This window comes from Pseudodesulfovibrio indicus (assembly GCF_001563225.1).
In the GTDB taxonomy this organism is placed as follows: domain Bacteria; phylum Desulfobacterota; class Desulfovibrionia; order Desulfovibrionales; family Desulfovibrionaceae; genus Pseudodesulfovibrio; species Pseudodesulfovibrio indicus.
This window is the reverse complement of sequence record NZ_CP014206.1, coordinates 3,337,715-3,354,591: the sequence shown is the minus strand read 5'-3', so window position 1 is coordinate 3,354,591 and position 16,877 is coordinate 3,337,715. Positions and strand designations below refer to the sequence as shown.

At 66.1% G+C, this 16,877-nt stretch carries 15 protein-coding genes; 5 read left to right on the top strand and 10 right to left on the bottom strand.

The features are described 5' to 3' along the window. Positions 1-117 precede the first annotated feature (117 nt). Positions 118-1,332 (bottom strand): mechanosensitive ion channel family protein, encoded by a 1,215-nt coding sequence (locus AWY79_RS15330; RefSeq protein ID WP_066805885.1) that lies wholly within the window; start codon positions 1,330-1,332, stop codon positions 118-120. A 144-nt stretch (positions 1,333-1,476) separates the two neighbouring features. Between AWY79_RS15330 and AWY79_RS15325 the strand changes: the two genes are divergently transcribed. After that, a complete protein-coding gene (locus AWY79_RS15325) occupies positions 1,477-2,670 on the top strand; it encodes a metallophosphoesterase (RefSeq protein WP_066805882.1) in 1,194 nt (397 codons plus the stop codon). Between the two features lie 71 nt (positions 2,671-2,741). Here the strand turns inward: AWY79_RS15325 and AWY79_RS15320 are convergent, their stop codons facing one another. After that, the gene (locus AWY79_RS15320) at positions 2,742-4,082 is read right to left on the bottom strand and encodes an APC family permease (RefSeq protein WP_066807298.1); all 1,341 of its coding nucleotides are present in this window, start codon (positions 4,080-4,082) and stop codon (positions 2,742-2,744) included. 263 nt (positions 4,083-4,345) lie between these two features. Here AWY79_RS15320 and AWY79_RS15315 point away from each other — a divergent pair, with 263 nt between their 5' ends. From AWY79_RS15315 to AWY79_RS15305, 3 genes are read left to right on the top strand one after another with little or no spacing between them, the layout of a single operon-like run. Continuing rightward, positions 4,346-5,050 (top strand): FadR/GntR family transcriptional regulator, encoded by a 705-nt coding sequence (locus AWY79_RS15315; protein WP_233490937.1) that lies wholly within the window; start codon positions 4,346-4,348, stop codon positions 5,048-5,050. A 2-nt stretch (positions 5,051-5,052) separates the two neighbouring features. Further along, positions 5,053-6,069, top strand: a complete 1,017-nt coding sequence (locus AWY79_RS15310) for an alpha-hydroxy-acid oxidizing protein (protein ID WP_066805876.1) — start codon at positions 5,053-5,055, stop codon at positions 6,067-6,069. Positions 6,070-6,078: 9 nt separating this feature from the next. Next, positions 6,079-6,879 carry a sulfite exporter TauE/SafE family protein gene (locus AWY79_RS15305; RefSeq protein ID WP_066805873.1) on the top strand — a complete coding sequence of 267 codons (801 nt, stop codon included), beginning with the start codon at positions 6,079-6,081 and terminating at the stop codon, positions 6,877-6,879. A gap of 198 nt (positions 6,880-7,077) precedes the next feature. On the opposite strand, the gene AWY79_RS15300 is transcribed toward AWY79_RS15305, so the two are convergent. From AWY79_RS15300 to lpxB, 3 genes are read right to left on the bottom strand one after another with little or no spacing between them, the layout of a single operon-like run. Then, positions 7,078-7,401: a hypothetical protein gene (locus AWY79_RS15300; protein WP_066805870.1), complete on the bottom strand. Its 324-nt coding sequence runs from the start codon at positions 7,399-7,401 to the stop codon at positions 7,078-7,080. A gap of 41 nt (positions 7,402-7,442) precedes the next feature. Further along, on the bottom strand, positions 7,443-9,137 hold the full coding sequence (locus tag AWY79_RS15295) for a glycosyltransferase family 2 protein (RefSeq protein WP_066805867.1): 1,695 nt from the start codon (positions 9,135-9,137) through the stop codon (positions 7,443-7,445). Between the two features lie 38 nt (positions 9,138-9,175). Continuing rightward, complete coding sequence (gene lpxB / locus AWY79_RS15290; RefSeq protein ID WP_066805865.1) at positions 9,176-10,315, bottom strand: lipid-A-disaccharide synthase; 1,140 nt, start codon at positions 10,313-10,315, stop codon at positions 9,176-9,178. A gap of 131 nt (positions 10,316-10,446) precedes the next feature. Between lpxB and AWY79_RS15285 the strand changes: the two genes are divergently transcribed. Continuing rightward, positions 10,447-11,367, top strand: a complete 921-nt coding sequence (locus AWY79_RS15285; protein ID WP_078063806.1) for a Gfo/Idh/MocA family protein — start codon at positions 10,447-10,449, stop codon at positions 11,365-11,367. 325 nt (positions 11,368-11,692) lie between these two features. On the opposite strand, the gene AWY79_RS15280 is transcribed toward AWY79_RS15285, so the two are convergent. The 5 genes from AWY79_RS15280 to AWY79_RS15260 all read right to left on the bottom strand — a co-directional run bounded on the left by AWY79_RS15280 (position 11,693) and on the right by AWY79_RS15260 (position 16,750). Beyond that, entirely contained in the window at positions 11,693-12,337 is a 645-nt protein-coding gene (locus tag AWY79_RS15280; RefSeq protein WP_066807294.1) for a BON domain-containing protein, read from the bottom strand. Between the two features lie 65 nt (positions 12,338-12,402). Then, the gene (locus AWY79_RS15275; RefSeq protein ID WP_066805862.1) at positions 12,403-14,022 is read right to left on the bottom strand and encodes an ArnT family glycosyltransferase; all 1,620 of its coding nucleotides are present in this window, start codon (positions 14,020-14,022) and stop codon (positions 12,403-12,405) included. A 1-nt stretch (position 14,023) separates the two neighbouring features. Beyond that, positions 14,024-14,644 (bottom strand): phosphatase PAP2 family protein, encoded by a 621-nt coding sequence (locus AWY79_RS15270; protein WP_066805859.1) that lies wholly within the window; start codon positions 14,642-14,644, stop codon positions 14,024-14,026. A 49-nt stretch (positions 14,645-14,693) separates the two neighbouring features. Further along, complete coding sequence (locus tag AWY79_RS15265) at positions 14,694-14,885, bottom strand: hypothetical protein (protein ID WP_066805856.1); 192 nt, start codon at positions 14,883-14,885, stop codon at positions 14,694-14,696. A 95-nt stretch (positions 14,886-14,980) separates the two neighbouring features. Next, a complete protein-coding gene (locus AWY79_RS15260) occupies positions 14,981-16,750 on the bottom strand; it encodes a motility associated factor glycosyltransferase family protein (RefSeq protein ID WP_066805852.1) in 1,770 nt (589 codons plus the stop codon). Positions 16,751-16,877 lie beyond the last annotated feature (127 nt).

Sequence of the window (16,877 nt, the reverse complement as noted above, 5' to 3'; positions counted from 1 at the left end):
CTTTTTCCCGTCCGGGCCCAAACCCCCGGCCCGCAAGGGACGCCGCCTGTCAACAGGGTTATTGTCCGTTTCGGGTAACGTGCGCGCCTTTGCGGAGGGTGTTTCGGGGCGGTGCTTCTAATCCCGGTCCCGGGCGTCCACCAGGGCGTTGCGCTGGTAGGCGCGGAGGTGGAATTCCGGCAGCGCGGCCAGGAGGTGGTCCATGATGTCGGATTTGATGTCCTCGTGCAGGGCCCAGGCGGTCTCGTTGGTAAAGCAGTATATCTCGAGCGGCAGCCCGTCATCGGCCTGGGGCTGGAGCTGGCGCACGAGCAGGGTCATGTCCTGCCTGATCTTGGGGTGGGAGCGCAGGTATTCCAGGGCGTAGCGCCGGAACAGGCCGATGTTGGTCATGCGGCGGCCGTTGAGCGGGGAGGCCGGGTCCGCGTCCGACCGGGCGTTGGCCTCGTCGATCTCCTTCTGGCGCTGCTCGATGTACGGGGCCAGGTGCTGGACCTTCTTGAGCCGTTCCTTGAGGGCATCGTCCGCGAACCGGATGGACGACTGGTCGATCATGATCGCGCGCTTCACGCGGCGGCCGCCGGATTGGGCCATGCTCTCCCAGTTCTTGAACGGGGTGTCCATGAACTTGTAGGTGGGTATGGCCGTGATGGTCATGTCCCAGTTCTGGATCTTGACCGTGTTCAGGGCGATGTCCACCACGCTGCCGTCCGCGCCCATGGCGGGCATCTCGATCCAGTCCCCGGTGTGCAGCAGGTCGTTGGCGGATATCTGGATGCTGGCCACCAGGGACAGGATGGTGTCGCGGAAGACCAGCATGAGAACCGCGGTCATGGCCCCGATGCCGGAGATGAGGCCCCAGGGCGACTGGCCCAGGAGGACGGCCACCACCGAGATGGCGCCGAGGATGTAGATGAACAGCTTGACCAGCTGGACGTACCCCTTGATGGGGCGGCGGTTGGACACGTCGAAGGTTTGGTAGAGCTGCGACAGGGCGTCCAGGACCTTGGTCAGGATCATGACCACGCTCACGGCGATGTAGGCGTAGATGGCGTTGTCCAGAACCCCCTTGAGCCCGGCGAAGATCTCCAGCCCCCAGAAGAGGACGGGGGCCGGGGCGAGCAGGGCCGCCCGCGAGAACACCCCTGCCTCCATGAGCATGTCGTCGAACCCGCCCCTGGTGTGCCGGGCGAAGGCATGGGCCGCGCGGACCAGCAGCGTCCGGGTCAGGACGTAGGCGAGCAGTCCGGCCAGCAGCAGGACGCCGGTCTTGGCCGCCAGGTCGAGGACCTGGTTGGAGGGGATCAGGGTGACGGGAAGGGTGAGGTCCATGGTTGCTCCTTGGCGTGTGCTTCGAGATTGTCTATCAGATACGGGCGGGCTTGAGAACCGCCGCCAGTGGTGCATCCCCTTGCACCGGTTTGACAACGCCGACGTTGTATCCCATGCTTCCCGAATATCCTTTCAGGGGGAAGAATGGGATACTGGTTCATCATCGTCATGGCGGTCTCCAGCCTGCTGGTCCTGTACCTGGGGTGGCGGCTCATCGAGCCTTTGCCCTTGGGGCGAAAACGCAAGCTGCTGCTCTGGTTTCTGCTCGCGCTGCTCCTGTTCGGCCACCGGCTGACCTGGGTGCTCCACCGGACCAACAAGTACGAACTGACCGCCTGCGACACCATAGACTGGGTCGGGTTCACCTTTCTGGGGTTCATCTCCATCCTGGTGGTCTTCATGCTCGCCCGCGACGTGCCGAGCCTGCTGGGCAAGGTCGGGGCCCTGCTGAAGCGGCCCTTCTCGCACCGCCTGAGCCGACCGCTGTTCGCCGGGCCGGACCGCAACCGGCGGCGGTTCCTGGTCAACCTGTCCAACGGCGTGTTTCTGGCCGCGGCCGTACCCATGGCCGGGTTCGGGGTGTTCAACGCCCGGCGCACGCCCACGGTCCTGTCCAATGAAATCCCGCTTCCCGGCCTGCCCGACGGGCTGGACGGATTCACCATCGCCCAGATCTCCGACACCCACATCGGGCCGACCATCCGGGCCGAGTGGGCGCGCCGGGTGACGGACGCGGTCAATGCGCTCTCGCCCGACCTGATCGTGCACACCGGCGACCTGGTGGACGGGTCCGTGGACGGCCTCAAGACGGACATCCTCCCCCTGGGCGATCTCTCGGCCCCGCACGGCGTCTGGTTCTGCACCGGCAACCACGAGTACTATTCCGGGGTCTTCGAGTGGCTGGAGGAGGCCCGGCGGCTGGGCATGCGCCCGCTCAACAACGAGCACGCGGTCATCGACACCGGCGGGGGGCGCATCCTGCTCGGCGGGGTCACGGACCTGCGCATGGGCCACACCGTTCCCGGCCAGGCGTCCTCGCCGCGAAAGGCCATGGAGGGCGCGCCGGACCACGACGTGTCCGTGCTCCTGGCCCACGAGCCGGACTCGGTGTACGAGGCGGCCGAGGCCGGGTTCGACGTCCAGCTCTCCGGCCACACCCACGGTGGCCAGTATTTCCCGTACAACCTGGTCATCCACCTGTTCCAGACCTTCGTGCGCGGCCCCTACGTCCACCGGGGAACCCAGCTCTACGTGAACATGGGTACCGGCTACTGGGGACCGCCCATGCGCATCGGGACCGTGCCGGAGATCACCCTGCACACCCTGCGCAGGGCATAGCCCGGAGACGGGCCGTGAAAAAGGGCCGGTGCGATCCGCACCGGCCCTTTTTTTGTCGCATGGTCGGCCTGCTACCGCCGCTTGGTGTTGCGGGGCCTGCGGCCGTGCATCAGGAACACGCCCGCGCCGAGGATGAGCAGCGAGAGGATCAGGAAGTGGAGGAACATGGCCTTCTGCACCGCGCCCCAGATGATGTACACCGAGCCCGCGCCCGCCAGGCCCGGGCAGACGTAGCGGCTGAACGAGCCGAGGTCGGTGAAGGTCTTCATGACCCAGAGGTAGAGCGAGATGTAGATGACGTAGAGGAAGGCGATGGGCAGCTCGGAGATGTCCATGAAGTCGCCCCACCAGCCCGCGAAGTTGCCGTACCAGACCATGAGCCACAGGCAGGACAGCACGTAGCCCATCATGGCCGAGTGGGTGGTGCAGTTGTTCACCGGGTTGATGCGCCGGAACAGGTCGGGCCGGGGGCCGAGGTCGCGGGAGGCGATGGAGAACATGCCGCGCGCCGAGCCCATGATCAGCCCGTTCAGGGTGCCCAGGCAGGAGATGATGACGAAGACCGTCAGCAGGGTGCCGCCCAGCCGTCCGAAGATCAGGGAGATGACCCGCACCGGGGCGGCGTCGCCCTCGGCCAGGACCTGGTCGTTGGTCAGCACGCCGGAGATGCCCAGGTAATAGAGCATGTAGATGACCACCACGGCGATGGTCCCGACCACCAGTGCGCGGGGCAGGGTCCGCTTGGCGTCCTTCAGCTCCGCGTTGATGACCGTGGCGATGATCCAGCCCTCGTAGGCGAACGCCGTGGACAGGGTGGCCATGGCCAGGCCGCCCCCGCCGGACACGGTCTTGGCGGCTGTGGCGAAGTTCTCCATGGTCAGCCCGTTGGACAGGCCGGTGACCGTGCCCACGGCGGCCACCAGGATCAGGGGGATGAGCTTGACCGCGGTGGAGGTCACCTGCCAGCGCCCGGCCAGGACCGGGGAGAAGAAGTTGAGCAGGAAGAAGGCGGTCAGGTAGACGAAGGAGATGGGCCAGACCGCGTTGTCGAGGCCGAGCAGCCCCTGGGTGTAGTTGGCCGAGACCCAGGCCAGAACCGCCACCAGGGTGGGGTAGTAGATGAAGGTCATGAACCAGGCCACGTAGTAACCGGCCTTCTGCCCGTAGGCCTGTTCGAAATAGTCCACCACACCGTTGATCCGCTCCACGCGGGTGGCGATGCGCGAGAACACGTAGGCGGTCACGACCATGATCGCGCCGCCGATGAGCCAGGCCAGGAGCGCCGTGGGCAGGGAGCCGCCCGAGGCCTCCAGCACGTTGTCCGCCTTGAAGAAAACGCCCGAGCCGATGACGATGCCCACGACCATGGCGGTCGCGGTCCAGAAGCCGTATTTTTTTTGTAGGTTGTCCATGATGATATGTGTTTCGCCGTAAAATCGGCTGAATTTGAGGTGAAAACCGTATTCCGGGGACCGCAATTCCCTATTTTGCCGCAAAAAAGCATCCTCTGCGGCCCGCGTCCCCTTAACGCCGTCCAACGTCAAAAGTCCAGCCCTTTCCCGTTTTTCATGCATTCACCTTCCGGGCGTATCGAAATTTTTCGGTTGACTACCGGATCAACGTGGGCTAGTCGGGATTGGTCCAACCAATTTGCGAGGGACGGATTATGGAAGCAATGCCGATACAGAGAAAGACCATGTCCGGCGAAGTCGTCAGCCAGATCAAGGAGATGATCGAGCGCGGACGGCTGCGGCCCGGTGACCGGCTGCCCGCCGAGCGCAAGCTCGCCGAGCAGTTCGGCGTGTCCCGGACCACGGTCCGGGAGGGGATCAAGATTTTGTCCGAGTCCGGGCTGCTGGCCAGCCGCCAGGGGGCGGGGACCTTTGTCAGCGAGCGGGACGGCGGGTCCAGGGAAGGTTCCCTGATCGAGGCCGTGCTGGCGGGCAACTACGGCCTGCACGACGTGTTCGAGGTGCGCAAGATGCTGGAGCCGGAGATCGCGGCCCTGGCCGCGCGCAACGGGTCGCCCGACGCCAAGACGCGGCTGGAGGCGATCCTCATGGAGCAGGAGCAGGCCATCCTGACCGGAGGGACCGGGGCCGGATTCGACCACCAGTTCCATCAGGCCCTGGCCGAGGCGTCCGGCAATCCGGTGCTGCGCGAGATGGTCACGGCGCTGCACGAGGGCTTTTCCAGGAGCCGGGCCGAGGGGGTCCAGTCCTCCCAGCGGCAGAAGGCCTCCCTGGCCGCCCACCGGGCCATCGTGGAGGCGGTCAAGCACGGCCACGCCATGCAGGCCGAGCGCGCCATGCGGGAACATCTGGATGAAGTTGAACGAATTATATTCGATAATCAAAGAGGAATACTTTCAAGGAGATAGAGATGAAGGAAATTAAAGACAAAGCGCGTGAGATGATGAAGGGTTTCTGCCGGGTCTGCAAGGTCTGCGACGGTCGCGCCTGTGCGGGCGAAGTGCCGGGCATGGGCGGTCTGGGGACCGGCGCGTCCTTCAAGGCCAATCTGGAGGCCCTGGAGGGCTACCGGCTGAACATGCGGCTGCTCCACGACGCCGCCGAGCCGGACACCTCCGTCTCCCTGCTCGGATACGACCTCTCCATGCCGGTCCTGGCCGCGCCCATCGGCGGCGTGTCCTTCAACATGGGCGGCGGCGTGTCCGAGGAGGACTACGCCGGCGCCGTGGTCACGGGTTGCGCCAAGGCCGGTGTCATCGGCTGCACCGGCGACGGCGTGCCGCCCGTCATCCACGAGTCCGGGTTCTCGGCCATCGCCGAAAACGGCGGTCGGGGCATCCCGTTCATCAAGCCCTGGGAAGGGGCGGAGCTGGACGAGAAGCTGGAGAAGGCGCGCGCCACCGGCTGCACCGTGTTCGGCATGGACGTGGACGCCGCCGGGCTCATCACGCTGCGCCAGATGGGCCGCCCCGTGGCCCCCAAGCCCGCCGCAGAGCTGAAGAAGATCATCGACAAGGTTCACTCCTGGGACGCCAAGTTCATCCTCAAGGGGGTCATGACCCCGGATGAGGCCGAGCTGGCCGCCGAGGTGGGCGCGGACGCCATCGTGGTCTCCAACCACGGCGGGCGCGTGCTCGACCACACCCCCGGCACCGCCGAGGTCCTGCCCGAGGTCGTGGAGCACGCCCACGGCAAGATCGTCATCCTGGTGGACGGCGGCATCCGCACCGGCGCGGACGTGCTCAAGATGCTGGCGCTGGGCGCCAACGGCGTGCTCATCGGCCGCCCGGTGTCCGTGGCCGCCGTGGGCGGGCTGACAGAAGGCGTGGCCAAGTACTTCGAGACCCTCCGGGCGCAGCTCTCCGGGGCCATGGTCCTGACCGGCTGCAAGGACATCGCGTCCATCGACACCAACGTCCTGTTCTAGGAGGACTCTGTGATCACCACGTATCTTCTGTACATCGTCCTCGGCGCAGTGGCCGGGGTCCTGGCCGGTCTTCTGGGCATCGGCGGCGGACTGGTCATCGTGCCCATGCTCAACTTCGCCTTCGAGTGGCAGAACTTCCCCATGGAGCACATCCAGCATGTGGCGCTCGGCACCTCCATGGCGACCATCATCTTCACCTCCCTCTCCAGCATGCGCGCCCACCACAAGCGCGGGGCCATCAACTACACCGCCTTCTGGCGGCTGACCCCGGGCATCATCGTCGGCACCTACCTCGGCTCCTGGGTGGCGTCCCTGCTCTCCACCCTGTTCCTGAAGGTGTTCTTCGGCCTGTTCCTCTATTACGTGGCCACCCAGATGCTGCTGAACATCAAGCCCAAGGGATCCCATGAGCTGCCCGGCAATGCGGGCACCTTCGCGGCGGGCAGCGGTATCGGCATCTTCTCGGCCCTGGTCGGCATCGGCGGCGGCACCCTGACCGTGCCGTTCCTGTCCTGGTGCAACCTGACCATGCACGCGGCCATCGCCACTGCCGCCGCCGTGGGGCTGCCCATCGCCCTGGCCGGAACCGCCGGATACGTCATCAACGGCTGGTCCGTGGCCGGTATCCCCGGCCCGCACATCGGCTACGTGTATATCCCGGCCCTGCTCGGCATCATCGTCACCAGCATGCTGACAGCGCCCTACGGGGCCAAGCTGGCCCACTCCCTGCCGGTGGCGAAGCTCAAGAAGATCTTCGCCATCCTGCTCTATCTGGTCGGCACGCGCATGCTCTGGAACGCCCTTATGTAGGGTGTGCGTCGGCTTCCGATAGCGGGCCGCCTGCGCCGCTTTCGCGGTTACGCCCTGTCCTCGCCGTACTGGGGTACGGCTGCGGTAGGCGCACACCGCGAAATCGACACATTCGACCCACTCTCGAAAGCCTATTTTGGGTAAAATGAAAGGGACCGTCCTGGGACGGTCCCTTTTTTGCGGGCTTGGGGGAGAGGGCTAGAGGCCGTGGTCGCGCTGGTGGGCGTCGAGGACGTTGTCGACCTTGACGACCTTGGACTCGATCTTGCCGGGCTTGATGGTGTAGCGGGTGACCTCCCATTCCAGCTGGTCGATGAACTCCACGTGGCCGTAGCCGTTCTCTGGCAGGAGGTTGCTGACGGCCTCGATGAAGTCGTCGATGAGGATGTAGTGGCCCTCGTGATCCAGGCGCAGGACGTCGCCGTCGTAGTCCACCTGGTCAAAGGGGATCATCCCCTTGAGCTGTTCGTATATCTCCGGCGTGATGCGGTGAAAGTCGCAGTAGATGCGGACGTCTTCCATGTGCGGGCTCCCTTGTTTTCGTGAAGGGATGAAGTAGGCACTCAGCCGCGCCGGGTCAAGCCCAGGCGGTCCATGAGGAAGCGGGATTTCTCCGTCAGGTCCGTCCACAGCAGGTCGCGGTTCCCGCGCGCCAGTCGGGCCAGCTCCTCGTCGGAATACTTGGTGTCGAGCTTGAGCTTGTTGCCCATGACCTGGCCGATCTGTCCTGCGGTCCTGGACTTGGCCAGGGAGGAGTGCTGGACGTGGCGGATGGCCAGTCCCCCGACGTACAGGGCGGGCGTCCCGTTCAGCGAGGCGCGCAGGTCGCGGTCCAGGTCGTCGAATTGCGACGGGGTGTAGCGCAGGTCGAACCCGCCGGTCCGCTCGATGGAGCGCAGGTTGACCAGATGGCAGCAGCCGGACACGGACAGGCAGGGGCGGGAGTAGGTGAACAGCCCCGAGTCCAGGGCTCCGGCGCAGTTGTCGTAGACCAGCACCCGGTTGGGCAGCGCCCCCGGAGCGGTCTCCACGGGCGGGGTGGGAAAGAGGTTGTAGTCCGCGGATTGCAGCCCGTAGGGGGGCCTGGCAGCCGTGATCCGGCAGCCCACGGCCCCGATGTCGTCGCGCCCCTTCACCGGGCCGAGGAGGCGCAGGAGCCAGTCTTCGGGCAGCACGATGTCGTCGTCCAGGAAGGCCGCCCATTTTACGGCCCGAACCTCCGGAAGGGAGAGCAGCCAGTTGCGCGCGCCCGGCGCGCCCACGTTGATCGGCAGGGTCTCCACATGCATCCGGTCCGCGCCGAACCGCTGCACGGCCTCGGCCAGCACCCTCGCGGTGTGGTCCGTGGACCCGTTGTTCAGGGCGAAGACCTTTGCCGCGCCGATGTCGCTCTTGAGCAGCGAATCCAGGGTGTCGGCCAGCAGGTCCGCCTTGTTCCAGGAATAGACCAGAATGGCCGCGTCCCCGGTGTCGGCGCTGTCGGCCAGGGGCGCGGGGCGGAAAATATCGTGCACCTTCAGGGTCAGGTTGACGTGCCAGGGGATGGCCTGCCACAGCCCGGCCAGGGCCGCCTTGGCCTCGCCCCTGCGGCCCATGCGCAGGAGCGCCTCGCCCGCCGCATAGGCCCGCCACAGCCCCCAGACGTTCGGGTCCAGCCCCTCGATGGTTTCCAGCGCCTCGTCCGGCTCCAGGCAGTGAAGGGCGAACTCCGCCTCCATGCGCGTCTTGAGCGGCAGGGTGTCGCCGGTCCAGCGGACCAGGTCCAGGGCGGCCTTGGGAATCTCCGGCCTGCCCAGATGGATGAGGTCTTGCCAGACGCGGCCGAGCCAGCCCGGACCGCGCGCCGGATCGGCCAGAACCGCCGCCAGGAAGCGGAGGATCAGCCCCCGGTCGTCCTGGCGCGCCAGCTCGTACCAGGTGTCCGTGGCCTCGCCCTCCTCGGGGTGCTCCAGCTTCGAGGCCGCGACCATGAGCCGGGCCAGGGCCGTGTCCGCCTTGAGCCCCAGGTTGACGGCCTTGATCCCCCACTGAGGCATGGCGTTGGCCAGCGGGTACGCCTGCATTCCCCACAGGGCCATGCCCATGGCCGCGCTGCGGCAGCCGGGGTTCTCCTCGCTCAGCAGGAACAGGCCGGGCAACAGACCGGCAACGGCTTCGACCGAGCCCATGCCCAGGGGCCAGCCGGAAAAATGGCGCTGGAATTCGGGCAGGACGGGCGCGCAGTCCGGCAGGATATTAGGGAGGGCGAAGCGGTTCATGGCATTACCGGTTAGCAGAAATTACGGGGCCGAGCCAGTCAGCCGTTCAGGGACAGGAGGTCGTCGAGGATAATCCGCGCCGCGCGTCCGGGCGCGCCCGGCTCGCCGACCATGGACCGCAGCCCGCCGAGGCCCGCCTTGACCGCCGCGTAAGCCTTCGGGTCGTCCAGCCACTTGCGGGCGGTCGCGGCCAGGTTCTCCGGGGTGGCTTCCTTGCCGATGAATTCCGGGTACAGCTCTCGGTCCACGATGAGGTTGGGCAGGGAGATGTACTTGACGTTGACCAGCAGCCGCCCGATCAGCTCGGACAGGGGCGAGACCTTATAGGCCACGGCCACCGGGGTGCCGATGAGCGCGGTCTCCAGGGTCACGGTGCCGGACGCGGCCAGGATCAGCTTGCACGACCGGAAGGTCTCGTAGCGCGTGTCCGGCTCGACGAAGGAGACCGGGATTTCGGCGGGCCACAGCGAGCGGAGCAGGGACTCGTCCATGCCCGGCGCGCGGACCAGGACGTACTCCAGGTCCGGGTGGTCCCCGGCCAGCAGCCGGGCCGCCCGGGCAAAGACCGGGAGCAGGGCGGTGACCTCCTTTCTCCGGCTGCCGGGCAGCAGTCCGATGCGGTTTCCGTGCACCGCCATCCGGTCCAGCCGGTCCAGCGGCAGCACGTCCATGAGCGGACTGCCCACGTACTCCACGTCCATGCCGTATTTGGCGTAAAACGCCTTCTCGAACGGCAGGATGCAGATGACCTTGCGGGTGAACTCGCGCAGGAAATTGGCCCGGCCCGAGCGCCAGGCCCAGATCTGCGGGCTGATGTAGTAATAGACCGGGATGCCCAGCTTCTTGGCCATCTTCGCGATGCGGAAATTGAACTCGGGACAGTCCACCAGGATGATGGCGCGCGGCCTGATCTCGGCCAGCTCGCCCTTGATGACCCCGAGCAGCTTGAGGATGCGCGGCAGGCCGCCGAGGATTTCGGTGATCCCCACCAGGGAGATTTCGCGCATGGAGTGCCGGGATTCAAGCCCCTCACCCTCCATGGCCGGGCCGCCCATGCCGGTGAACGTCAAGGCGGGATCGGCCGCCTTGAGCGCCTTCATCAACTCCGCGCCGTGCAGGTCGCCGGAGGCCTCGCCCACGCTGAACCAGATGGGACCGGATGGATTGCCAGTGTGCATGGACAGTTAGTAGCCCATGTGCGGACCGGCGGCAAGACGCACGGCGTGAAATGGGGGCGCGGGGTTGCCATGGCCGGGTTTGCCCTGTACTAAGCAGTCGCAAACACGAACTCCAGAACGAGGGTACATATATGTTGAAAGTCGGCGTTGTCGGCCTGGGCCGCATGGGTGGAATCCATCTGCGCAACTACACCGAGATGCCCGGTGTCGAGGTGGTCGGCGTGGTCGACCCCGTGGAGCAGGCGCGCAAGGCGGCCGAGGAACGGTTCGGCATTCCCGCCTTCGCCACCCTGGACGAACTGCTGGCCCTCAAGCCGGTGGCCGTGTCCGTGTGCGTGCCCACCTTCCTGCACCACGAGGCGGGCATGCGGCTCCTGGAAAACGGGGTGAACATCGTCATCGAGAAACCGCTGGCCTCCACCTCCGCCGAGGGCGAGGCGCTGGTGGCCATGGCCCGCGACAAGGGCGCGGCACTCATGGTCGGCCACGTGGAGCGGTTCAACCCGGCCGTGGAACGGCTCAAGTCCCTGCTCGGCGACGACCTCATCTCCGTGAACATCGAGCGCGTCAGCCCCTACCCGGTGCGCATCCAGGACGTGGGCGTCATCAAGGACCTCGGGTCCCACGACCTCGACCTGCTGCGCTATCTCACGGGCTCCGATTTCGCGGACCTCCACGCCGTGGCATCCGCCACCTTCGGCGAGCACGAGGACTCGGCGGTGATCACCGCCAAGATGGAGAGCGGCGTCCTGGCCCAGATCACCACCAACTGGGTCACCCCCTACCGCGTGCGCAAGATCACCGCGGCCTGCAAGTCCCGGTTCATCGTCGCGGACCTCATCGCCCAGTCCGTGACTGAATATTCGCCCTTCTCCGAAGAGCACAAGAACTACTCCGTGCGCGAATGGCCCGTCATCGCCCGCGAGACCATCAAAGAAGAACTCACCCAGTTCCTCAAGGCCGTCACCGAACATACCCCGACGCCCATCACCGGCGAAGACGGCCTCGAAGTCCTCAAGGCCTTCGACCGCATCTTTGCGGGATTGAAGTAGGCGGCCTCCGGCGGCCAGGGGGGAAGGGGAGAGAGGGGACCCTTTGAGAAAAGGGTCCCCTCTCTCCCCTTCCCCCTGGACCCCCCAACCCCTCTCTCCCCCCGAAACTTTTTGTGTCGCTTCGCGAGGTGCGGGGCGGCTTTTTTTTTTGCGTGGTTCGGAAGGGGCTTCCGAGCGGGAGACAACTTCCCGCTTTCTCGCGGACCTGCCGAAGGCACCCAAAAAGTTTGGAAGGGGATAGGGAAGGGGGTACGGGGGAAGGGAAAGGGGAAACTTTTCTCAAAAGTTTCCCCTTTCCCTTCCCCCGATTCGTCTTTCCTCTTTTCTACTTGCTGGCCACCGCGCCGTCGTCGGGCGGTTCGGGAACGGTGATGTAGTCCACCACGTCGGCCACGCCGGAGGTCTCGGCGGCAATGGCCAGGGCGGCGGTCTTTTGGCCGTAGTCGCGCGCCCGGCCCACCAGGATGGCGTGGGCGCTGACGACTTCCACGCGCAGGTCCGCGCCGTGGAGCCGCCGGGTCTTGCCGAACCGGCCGGTCACCTCCCTGAGCAGCAGGGCGTCGTTGGCCGCGTTGCGCGCGGCGTCGTCCGGCCTTGCCTGGGGGTAGAATTTACAGGTGATGCTCTTCAGCCCCTCCACCGTAGCGGCGGTGCGCACGGCGTAGTCGGCCTGGTTGCGGTCGCTGACCTGGCCGATGAGGTACGCCTTGGCGTCGATGACGTGGGCCGAGAGATGGATGTCGTTCAGCGCCAGCCGTTCGCGCAGCCTGCGTTGCATCTGGGAGTCCGGGATCACGTCCACGGAGCCGCCTTCCACCTTGTCGCGCGGCATGTACTCGTCGGCGAGGCGGGCCGCGTCGTAGCCGGTCATGGCGCCTCCGGCCACCTGGACGGCGGGGTAGAGAGCGCATCCGGCGAGGAGCGCGGAAAGGATGGCGGCCAGGACCGCCCGGCAGGTTTTGTCGGACATCATTGACCCGAAAGTATAGTCGAGTATCTAGACTTTGTCTAATACATTCGCGTGGCTTCCGGAGGTCAACCCTTGATGACCAACAGGTGGGGAAGCCCGGCGATGGACTGGCGGTCGATGACGTGGAAGCCGGGGAGCAGCTTGGAGAGGTCCTTCCAGTGGGGTTCGCGCACGGCCAGGATGACCTTGTCGTGACCGGCCAGTTCCCGGGCCAGGGCCTCGTAGTCGTCGTATTCCGGGTATTCGTGGTCCGCATACCAGGTGTAGATGCCGGAGTAGACCCGGACCGCGTACGGCTCGTATCCCTTGGCGATGTAGTCCTTGAGGATCAGCGCCTGATGTTTGGGGCTCATGGCGTCGTCCAGGGACGGGATGGCCAGCAGCCCGACCGGGTATATCCAGACGGTCAGGGCCAGGGCGGCGGTCAGCAGCCCGGCGCGGAAGTCCTCGCCGCGCATGCGCAGGATGGCCGCGCCGCCGAGGATGAGCACGCCCGCGCAGATGCCCATGCCCCGGATGGGGACCGGCACCGGGATCAGGTCGCCGACGAGCAGCAGGGCCGCGCCCAGGACGATCCACACCCCGCCCGCCAGGGTCCACAGCCGCTTGGCGCGCGCCGGGTCCAGGGTCCGCATCCAGTCCGCGGTCAGGATGGCCAGGGGCGGGAACATGGGCAGCACGTAGATGAACACCTTGCCGCTCAGGCTGGACAGGAACGCGAAGGTGGCCGCGAACATGATCCACAGGAAGGCGCGCGGCCCGGCCTGGCGTCGCCCGCCCCACAGCTCGCCCCAGAAGGACAGGGAGAAGAGGGATTTCACGGGCGCGGCGAACAGGGTCAGGGACCACGGCAGCCACGCGATGGGGAAGGCCACGAAATACCAGTAGAACGGTTCCCGGTGGTGGAAGGTGTGCGTGGCGCGCTCCAGAATCTGGTGGCCGAGCACGGTGTTGATCAGGAAGTCCGGTCCCTCGGCCAGGATGACGCCCACGATCCAGGCGGCGAGCAGGGCGAGCATGGCCAGCAGCCCGAGCAGGGTGCGCCGGGAGAGCATGCGCCTGGCCTCGCCCTTGTAGAGCAGGAACAGGAACACGTTGACCAGCGGGAAGAGGAAGCCGAGCGGTCCCTTGATCAGGGTGGCCAGCCCGGCCAGGAGAAAGCCCCGGACGGGCCAGGTCCCCTGGTTGTCGGCGGTGTAGGCGCGGTAAAGGCAGGCGTGGGCCAGGATGATGCACGCGCCGAAGAGCAGGTCCATGCGCGAGTAATGGAACAGGGCGGCCAGCACGAAGGTGGACAGCAGGATCAGGACCCCGCCCAGCGAGGTGGTCCGGTCGAAGCGCAGCGTCCGGGCCAGGGCGTAGGCCGCGAACAGGAAGAACAGGCCGGAAAGGGCCGCGCCCAGGAAGAAGACCGCGGGCGGGTCAAACGGCGTGAGCTTGTCGAGCAGCCACAGGAACCAGAAATAGACCGGGGGCTTGTCCGGGTAGGGCTGGCCGTTCAGGGCCAGGACCATCCATTTTCCGTTCAGGGCCAGGTTGCGGTAGGCGTCGGCGTAGCGCACCTCGTCCGAGAACCACAGGGCGCGGTTGCCCAGGGTGAACCAGGTCTGGGCCAGGACGGCCACGGTCATGGTCAGCCAGGGGTGGTTTTCGAGGCGGGTCCAGAGGGAACGGAAAACGGGCATGTCAGGATCTCCTGAAAAGGGCGGACCGGGCGATGACGGTGGTGGCGATGCCGGACACGCAGCCGAGCAGCCAGCCGAAAAAGACGTCGGTCGGGTGGTGCCAGCCGAGGTAGATGCGCGAGAATCCCACCCCGGCCAGGAACAGGCCGAGCAGCAGGGACACGGCGTAGCTGCCGACCCGCAGGGCCAGGGGCAGGGTCCAGCCGGTGATCTCGGCGGTGTGGCCCGAGGGCAGGGACTGGTAGGCGGCCTTGGTGCCGATGGGCGAGAACAGCTCGCCCTCGCCGGGGCGCGGCCTGCCGATGATCATCTTGAGCAGGTGCACGGCCAGCCCGGCCACCACGGCCTGGACCGCCAGCAGGATGAGCACGAAGCGCAACCGGTCGCGGTTGCCGGAACGCCAGGCGGTGAAGAGCATGATTGCGTAGACCGCGTAGAAGAGCGGGTTGCTCCAGTCGGTCAACAGCTTCATGCCCAGCTTGAGGGCGGGATGGGCGGCCCGGTGGTCCTTGAAGAACAGGGCCACTTCCCGCTCCGACCCGAAGCCGACCCAGATGGCGATCAGGACGAGCAGCAGGGGGGCGGAAACAAGAGCCCAGTGTTTCAGGGAAAGGGTGCGCATGCGGATGTATTAAGTCATAGTGCCGACCTGAGCAAGTCAGGGGCGGGGCTTACTCGGCGTCGTCCGTGGGGTAGGGCTCGTGGGTGTACTTGGCCCAGACCTCGGGGGAAACGTTCAGCTCCTTGAGAATCTCGGTCATGGCCTTGCCTTCCTGCTTCCAGTACTTGTAGGCGTTGTCCGAACACTCGAAGGGGATGACCAGGGTGCCGTCCTCGGTCAGGAAGGGTTTGTTGTCGTCCATGGCGGGGGACTATTTCACTAAACCGCGCGGAAGACAACCCCCCGGCGCGGATGGGGAATCCGCCCGGCGCGGGGACGGGCTCGGGACGGCGGGGATCAGGCCACGGCCTGCTCGGCGCAGTCCAGGCAGACCTTGCGGTCGATCTCCCGGACCTTCCTGAGCATGCCCTTGGCGATCCGCTTGAATTCCGGCAAATCCTTGGGTTCATAGGCCGACTTGGCCTTGGTCAGCCCGGCCAGGTCCACGATCTCGTTGAACAGGTAGGGCGAGTAGAGCGGGTCCTGCTTCACGAACAGCTCCACGCGGTTCAGGGTCTCGTGGACCGCCTGCTGGTTGGTGCCCAGGTTCTTGAAGAGCTTGGCCAGGTGTTTTTCCGCGTTGCGCATGGAGGTGCTCCACATGGGAGAGCGCGGCTCAAGGCGCAGGGGCGCGGCGTTGTTGCGGCAGCGCGCGAGGTCGGACAGGAACCGTTCCACCGCGCCGGGGGCCGAGGCCAGGATGCCTTCGCGGTAGGCCTGGTCCACCTCCACGTTCTTCGTGCCTTCGATGACCGCGCCGCCGCCGTAGAGGTTGAACACCGGGAAGGACGACTGCTTGAGGTCCTCCTCCAGCTCGCGCTTGGCGGTCATGTACTGGACGGTGGTCAGGATCTCCTCGCCGTCGCGGTTTTTCGTGGTCTGGTGGTAGGAGCGCCGCACTATCTCGGTGGTGTGGTTGTGGTGGCCGCCGGAGTGGGACTTGCCGTTGATCCAGGCGTAGTCCTGGCCCGCCAGGAGCAGGTGGCTCACTCCGCAGTGGCGCAGGAAGCGGGACAGGGTGACCGAGACGTTGCCGCCCGCGTCGATGACCAGGTCGCGGTCCTTGAGCACGTAGGTGCCCATGCCGCCCACGGTCCACAGGGGCAGGGTCGGTCCGGGATAGCGCTTGAGGATCATGGGATCGATCTTGGTGGAGTAGACCAGGGGCACGTCCTGGACGAAATCCGGGTCCAGCCGCTCGAAGACCTTGAGCATGGACTTGTCGTAGTCGATGGCCGCGCAGAGGTGGGGCTTGATGCCGAGCCTCTGGAGCGAGGGGACGGTCTGGAGCGCGCAGGTGTAGAGGACGTGGCCGGTCTTCTCCTTGAGCAGCGGGGCCATGTGCTCCAGGGACGGACCAGCGCCGAGGATGACCGCGCCCACGCCCGCGCCCCTTCCCTCCATGGGTTTCAGGCTGCCGTCGCGCATGGCCTTGGAGAAGTTGTCCAGCTCGTTCCTGACCATGACGTCCTGGCGGTGGCGCAGGGTGGACAGCTCCAGGGAGAAGTTCTCCAGCTTGTTCTTGAGCCAGGTGGTCCACCGGGCGTATTCCGGCCCCAGCTGGCGGCTGGGCAGGTCCCCCTTGAGGTGGATCTGGCCGTACACGAACTGGAGGTCCAGGTTGCGGACCACCTCGGACAGGAACCGCTCGTCCGGGACCAGGAGGTGAAATTTCTTGCGTTCCAGGAACGGCCGGTAGTCGGTCTGGCTGAGGCAGGCCAGGAGCATCTCGGAGCGCGGCTCCAGGAGCATGACCTTGTGGGTGTCCGGGGTGTTGGTCAGCAGGTGGTTGATCCCGTAGCCGAGGTTGGCGCCGACCACGAAGGTGGCCGAGGTCCCGGCCTTTTCCGGGTGCAGCCAGTTGCCGTAGAGCCCCTCGGGCGGCAGGGACTCGAACATGCCCTTGCCGTCGTCCATGCGCCAGTCGTGCAGCCCGAACTCGTTGACGAACAGCCGTCCCATGAGCTTGTCCTCGTTGAACGGGCGGGTGGAGAGCCACTGGAAGATGGGATTTCCGGTGCGGCTCAGGTATTCGATGTTGTCTTTCAGGAACGGAAACGGGTTCATGGCATGCCTCTCGTGCTCAAAAAATGGACGGTCTCAGCCGTGGTTTGCACGTTGCATGCCAGTTGCGCGCCGGGGGAATTTGCCCTAGGGTGCGGGCATCGATCCCAACCCAACCCGCATGATTCCA

What these genes read in the sequence shown, in the direction of transcription:
- AWY79_RS15285 (WP_078063806.1), top strand. Translation starts at nt 10,447, where the DNA reads ATGTTGAAAGTCGGCGTTGTCGGCCTGGGCCGCATGGGTGGAATCCAT.
- AWY79_RS15265 (WP_066805856.1), bottom strand. Translation starts at nt 14,885, where the DNA reads ATGGACGACAACAAACCCTTCCTGACCGAGGACGGCACCCTGGTCATC.
- lpxB (WP_066805865.1), bottom strand. Translation starts at nt 10,315, where the DNA reads ATGCACACTGGCAATCCATCCGGTCCCATCTGGTTCAGCGTGGGCGAG.
- AWY79_RS15270 (WP_066805859.1), bottom strand. Translation starts at nt 14,644, where the DNA reads ATGCGCACCCTTTCCCTGAAACACTGGGCTCTTGTTTCCGCCCCCCTG.
- AWY79_RS15260 (WP_066805852.1), bottom strand. Translation starts at nt 16,750, where the DNA reads ATGAACCCGTTTCCGTTCCTGAAAGACAACATCGAATACCTGAGCCGC.
- AWY79_RS15275 (WP_066805862.1), bottom strand. Translation starts at nt 14,022, where the DNA reads ATGCCCGTTTTCCGTTCCCTCTGGACCCGCCTCGAAAACCACCCCTGG.
- AWY79_RS15310 (WP_066805876.1), top strand. Translation starts at nt 5,053, where the DNA reads ATGAAGGAAATTAAAGACAAAGCGCGTGAGATGATGAAGGGTTTCTGC.
- AWY79_RS15320 (WP_066807298.1), bottom strand. Translation starts at nt 4,082, where the DNA reads ATGGACAACCTACAAAAAAAATACGGCTTCTGGACCGCGACCGCCATG.
- AWY79_RS15280 (WP_066807294.1), bottom strand. Translation starts at nt 12,337, where the DNA reads ATGTCCGACAAAACCTGCCGGGCGGTCCTGGCCGCCATCCTTTCCGCG.
- AWY79_RS15295 (WP_066805867.1), bottom strand. Translation starts at nt 9,137, where the DNA reads ATGAACCGCTTCGCCCTCCCTAATATCCTGCCGGACTGCGCGCCCGTC.
- AWY79_RS15315 (WP_233490937.1), top strand. Translation starts at nt 4,346, where the DNA reads ATGCCGATACAGAGAAAGACCATGTCCGGCGAAGTCGTCAGCCAGATC.
- AWY79_RS15330 (WP_066805885.1), bottom strand. Translation starts at nt 1,332, where the DNA reads ATGGACCTCACCCTTCCCGTCACCCTGATCCCCTCCAACCAGGTCCTC.
- AWY79_RS15325 (WP_066805882.1), top strand. Translation starts at nt 1,477, where the DNA reads ATGGGATACTGGTTCATCATCGTCATGGCGGTCTCCAGCCTGCTGGTC.
- AWY79_RS15300 (WP_066805870.1), bottom strand. Translation starts at nt 7,401, where the DNA reads ATGGAAGACGTCCGCATCTACTGCGACTTTCACCGCATCACGCCGGAG.